Here is a 4,972-nt window from a genome sequence, read left to right on the forward strand (position 1 = left end):
AAGCCCTGGCTTTTTTGACAACCCCAAGATTGGACTGCCGAGCACCAACGGCATGATGGTGCTGCTTTCAAGCAAAACCGGTCTGGTACAAGCGCTGTTACTGGACAACGGCTATTTGACCGACGTGCGTACGGCCGCCGCTGGTGCAGTAGCAGCGAAGTATCTCGCCCGCAAGGATGCTTTCGTGGCTGCAATCCTGGGTGCGGGGATGCAAGCAAAGTTGCAGTTGCAAGCTTTGGCGCTCGTCCGGCCGATCCGTGAAGCGCGAATCTGGGCGCGCGATACCTCCAAGGCCGAAACCGTCGCGCAGGAGCTCTCTAAGCAGCTGGGCTTTTCCGTAAAGGCATATGCGGAACCGAAAAGAACCGTGGCTGGCTCGCACGTCATTGTCACGACCACGCCTGCCCAGCAACCGCTCCTGAGTGCGGAATGGCTAGAGCCCGGACAACACGTGACCGCGATGGGATCGGATGCCGAACACAAGAATGAAATCGACCCCGCCGCGATCTCTCGTGCCGATCTCTACGTCGCCGACAGTCTCAGCCAGACGCGGCGTCTAGGTGAACTCCATCATGCCATTGCTGCCGGTGCAGTCGCCTGCGACGCAAGCTTTCCAGAACTTGGGGAGATCATTGCCGGGTCGAAGACTGGACGCGCAAGCAATACCCAGATCACCATCGCTGATCTCACCGGCACCGGTATCCAGGACACCGCGATCGCAACGCTTGCCTTCGCACGAGCGGAGGCTGCAAGGGCCGGCACGGAGTTCGAGAGCTGAGCAACTCGCGAGTCGAACTCGCATTGTTGCCGAGCTCGAGCACAAAAAAATTGAACAGAGTTAAGACAATGAGATCAGCAAACGTCTCCAGGCATTCCCGCGAACAGAATACGTGCGAAGGCTTGCGGCACTAAAATCAGAAATGGCATCCCGACGCGCTTTTGCCTCAACGCCCAGGCTTACATTCGCTGACCTGTATTCGAAATCGAACATACCTCCTGGCTGCGGCGACGATGGATTTAGAGTTTGACGACATCGGCGCGCGTTGTCTTCTGATCGTCGTGAATCCTCTCCCGCGACGGACGTTCACTGGCCGCCCCTTAGAGGGTGGCCATTTTCCTCTACCTGACCTGAGCCATTCGATCGGCTTCGCACACGGATGACGTGACGCATGAACACAGCAATCTATAGCGGTCCTGTTTTCGACATGGCCAAACAGCAATTCGCGCAAGTTGCCGATCACCTTGAGATTCCGGATATGGACAGGGACCGGCTACTCTATCCAAAGCGCGCAATGGCTGTATCGTGCCCGATCCATCGGGACGATGGTCGGATCGAGGTCTACCAGGGTTACCGGGTGCAACACCACCTTACTCTTGGACCAACTAAGGGCGGAACGCGGTTCGCGCCATCGGTGGATATTGGCGAAATCGCCGCCTTAGCTATTTGGATGAGTTGGAAATGTGCTCTAGCGGGACTTCCCTATGGTGGAGCAAAAGGAGGGATTACGGTCGATCCTTACAAGTTGTCACCGCGCGAACTCGAAGGGCTGTCCCGACGCTATATGCAAGAGATGATTCCTTTCGTCGGTCCTCACACCGACGTTATGGCTCCCGATATGGGCACTAACGAGCAAGTCATGGCCTGGTTCATGGATACCTATTCCATGTATCAGGGACACACGATCAACGAGATCGTCACCGGAAAGCCCATATCGGCCGGAGGGACGCTTGGCCGCCGCGAAGCCACTGGTCGGGGAGTAGCTTATCTCGTCGGTCGCGCGCTCGAGCACCTTGGGATTCGTGCGGACCGCGCGACGGCGATTGTCCAGGGTTTCGGAAACGTCGGATCAGTCACAGCGTACTCGCTCGCGGAAAGGGGCGTGAGAATCATCGGGGTCAGTGATCACACCGCCGCATACTACGATCCTGCTGGTCTCGACGTTGCCGAGTTACAGCGTCATGTTGGTAAACATGGACAGCTTGCGGGATTCTCTGCTGAGAGCCTCATTGCGGCTTCGGAGTTGTTGGTCCGAAAATGCGATGTGCTCGTACCGGCTGCGATCGAGCGAGTTATTACGAGCGAGAATGCCTCCAAAGTCAAATGTCGGATTCTAGCCGAGGGCGCCAATGGTCCAACAACGCCGGAAGCTGATGCCATACTGCATCAACGAGCCGATGAAATCTTTGTGTTGCCCGATATTCTCTGCAATGCAGGGGGGGTCATCGTCAGCTATTTCGAATGGGTGCAGGATCTGCAACGGCTATTCTGGGAGGAGACTGAGGTGTTCGATCGACTCTATCGAATTCTCGAACGCTCGTTTCAGCAGACGATAGCTCGCGCGAAACACGAACGAATTTCTCATCGTACGGCGGCCATGGCGATTGGCGTTAGCGTCGTACAAGCGGCTAAGCGGACCAGAGGTCTTTTTCCGTAACTTCGCCGAGATGCGTTTAGCCTTTCAACGTGAACGGAGAAGGCGCGCAGCTAACGTGATGAGGCATGATGGTCTCGGGTGATAATCGCGTGTGGGCTCTCAGTTTTGTCATGCCTCGACGGAGGGACGGGGATGGGGACAAGCCGGGCCGTGTCCGTAACCCATCCGAGCAGCTCTTGGGCTACTTCAACAGGGAAGTAGCGCTGACGATCCTCTCGCGGCGCTGAGGGACCCTTGTCCGCGCGCTACATGCTGAGAGATCTCAGCGTCGAATTGAAAAGGATCGAGGGCGCTCGGGAACTCGGGACTTGTTGTCCGCTCATTTGCCGCAGGAACGCGGCTTAAACCGGGTTGAGAGCCATCATCGGCGTTGGCATCGATGTGCGCCCGCATGAAAAAGCTGCGCATCCTTCAAATGAAAGCAGAATTTCATCCATGCGATGCCCTACATTAGGGAATTTCCGCTTTAGGCGCACTGTAGCATTTGGACTCGTTGGGCAAGCCGAAGATCTCCTGGTGATCTCTCCGCAAGCGACTAATTTATTTGGCAAACGCTGGGCGGATCCTAAGAATCCGCACCAAGGGGCGAAATGGATGAAGCCTACTGCTTGGCTGCAGGTGACGGGCGATCTTGCGTCCACACGACGAGCGGCCGCGGTGTTCCTGGACAATCTTGAGGAATTCTGCGGGGCCGTAGATCAGCAGAACTGGGTGGCCAGATGGATAAACATCGGAGATGCTCACGCTCTCGATGGTGACCTGAAGATCAAAAAGGGGGCTTTCGATCGGGCGACAGATGCTTGGCTCTGCGCGCTAACCGCCTTTGAGGTTGCCAGGCGACTGGTTGAACAAGGCGATGCTCGATGTGGAGAAGTTTCGGCTAAGGTGGAGGCCGGCATTCATAGGTTGAGATTATCTCTGACGCAGAAGGTAGAGCGGGTACCGATTGCCTGCTGCGAATGGCCCGAATTTCTAGCCCACTTCGTATCGGCCAGCCGTCCCGATTTATGCGCCCCAGCAGTCATTTGCATCAGCCAGGAACAGGAAACGGGACCGACGCTGCTCGGAAGGCTCTTGCCGGTAGTGATTGGTCGCGGTGTGTCGGTTCTCGTTGTCTCTCATGACGACGTCTCAAATCAATGGCGTCATCAATCGGAAATGTTATTGTCTTGTTGTTTGGATTACTTATCGGCTCGGCCCGACGTTGATGCCACTCGGGTTGGCGTCTATGGAGACGGGTTGTCGGCTGTTCTAGCTACCGATTTTGCCGTATCTGATCGCCGTGTTGCCTCGGCGGTTTGCGATGGCGGCCTTTGGAATTGGTCGCGACTTCAGGCGTCTGTCCGCTGGATGACGCGCACTGCACACGTGGCAGAGGAGGAGATAACATCGGCGCGCCGTTCGCGAATAGTGCGACAGTTGAGATGCCCAATTCTCGTGGTCGCCGATGGCCGCGGTGCCGTCAGTGTGTCAGAAGCGATCAAACTACAAGCTGACTGCTGGGCGGCGTGCATTGATCTGGATTTGGCCATGCCGCGGATGGCGCGTATCCCAACGAGGGAGATCGAAAATTTCGTAGCTTCCGACGATTGCATCTTCGGATGGTTAGAACACAAGCTGATACGCAATAGTGTCGGCTTCAACCAAGCAAAACTTCGTTAATACCGTCGATGTTGCGGCTGATGAAAGGTCGTGTCCCAAGGAGTGGTGTAGCTGGTAGCGAAGCCGCTCGCGACGCGCGCCCCACATAGCGCCGTAGCGAGCGAGCGGCTTTGCGGGTGGTCGCCGATGATTCGTCGGTAAGGTTTGGATTGCGACACCAACCTGATTCGAGGGACCACCGATGACCGACGACATGATGAACCTGCGCGCGCTCGTGGAGAAGACCCCTGATGCCGATCTGTTGCGCGAGATGATCGGCTTTGCGGCCCACCGGCTGATGGAGCTGGAGGTCGAGGGCCTGACCGGGGCGACTTACGGCGAGAAGAACCAGGAGCGCCTGGTCCAACGCAACGGCTACCGCGATCGGAGCTGGGAGACCCGGGCCGGCACCGTGGAGCTGCGCATTCCCAAGCTGCGCAAGGGCTCCTACTTCCCCGGCTTCCTCGAACCGCGGCGGATGGCCGAGAAGGCGCTCACGGCCGTGGTTCAGGAAGCCTACGTGCAGGGCGTCTCGACCCGCTCGGTCGACGATCTGGTGCAGGCCATGGGGATGACCGGTATCTCCAAGAGCCAGGTGTCGCGGCTGTGCGGCGAGATCGATGACAAGGTGAAGGCCTTCCTCGCTAGGCCGATCGAGGGCGACTGGCCGTATTTGTGGATCGACGCCACCTACGTGAAGGTGCGCCAGCAGGGTCGCATCGTGTCGGTTGCGGTGATCGTCGCAGTCGGGGTCAACAGTGACGGCCGCAGAGAAGTGCTTGGGATGGATGTCGGCCCCTCCGAAGCGGAGACGTTCTGGACCGCGTTCCTGCGCAAGCTCGCGCGGCGCGGCCTGCGCGGCGTCAAGCTCGTCGTCTCCGACGCCCATGAGGGGA

Annotated in this window: 4 protein-coding genes; all 4 read left to right on the forward strand. The window is 57.9% G+C overall.

What is annotated here, in order from left to right; genetic code table 11:
- Positions 1-778, forward strand: a 778-nt coding sequence (locus E4K65_RS46300) for a cyclodeaminase (RefSeq protein ID WP_135179712.1), incomplete at its 5' end; no start/stop codon positions are given.
- Positions 779-1,169: 391 nt separating this feature from the next.
- Entirely contained in the window at positions 1,170-2,435 is a 1,266-nt protein-coding gene (locus E4K65_RS46305) for a Glu/Leu/Phe/Val family dehydrogenase (RefSeq protein WP_135179713.1), read from the forward strand.
- A 351-nt stretch (positions 2,436-2,786) separates the two neighbouring features.
- Positions 2,787-4,097: an alpha/beta hydrolase family protein gene (locus tag E4K65_RS46310; protein ID WP_135179714.1), complete on the forward strand. Its 1,311-nt coding sequence runs from the start codon at positions 2,787-2,789 to the stop codon at positions 4,095-4,097.
- Positions 4,098-4,278: 181 nt separating this feature from the next.
- Positions 4,279-4,972 (forward strand): IS256 family transposase (locus tag E4K65_RS46315; RefSeq protein ID WP_135179715.1); only part of this gene is annotated, 694 nt, incomplete at its 3' end.

The sequence above is a fragment of the Bradyrhizobium niftali genome (assembly GCF_004571025.1).
In the GTDB taxonomy this organism is placed as follows: domain Bacteria; phylum Pseudomonadota; class Alphaproteobacteria; order Rhizobiales; family Xanthobacteraceae; genus Bradyrhizobium; species Bradyrhizobium niftali.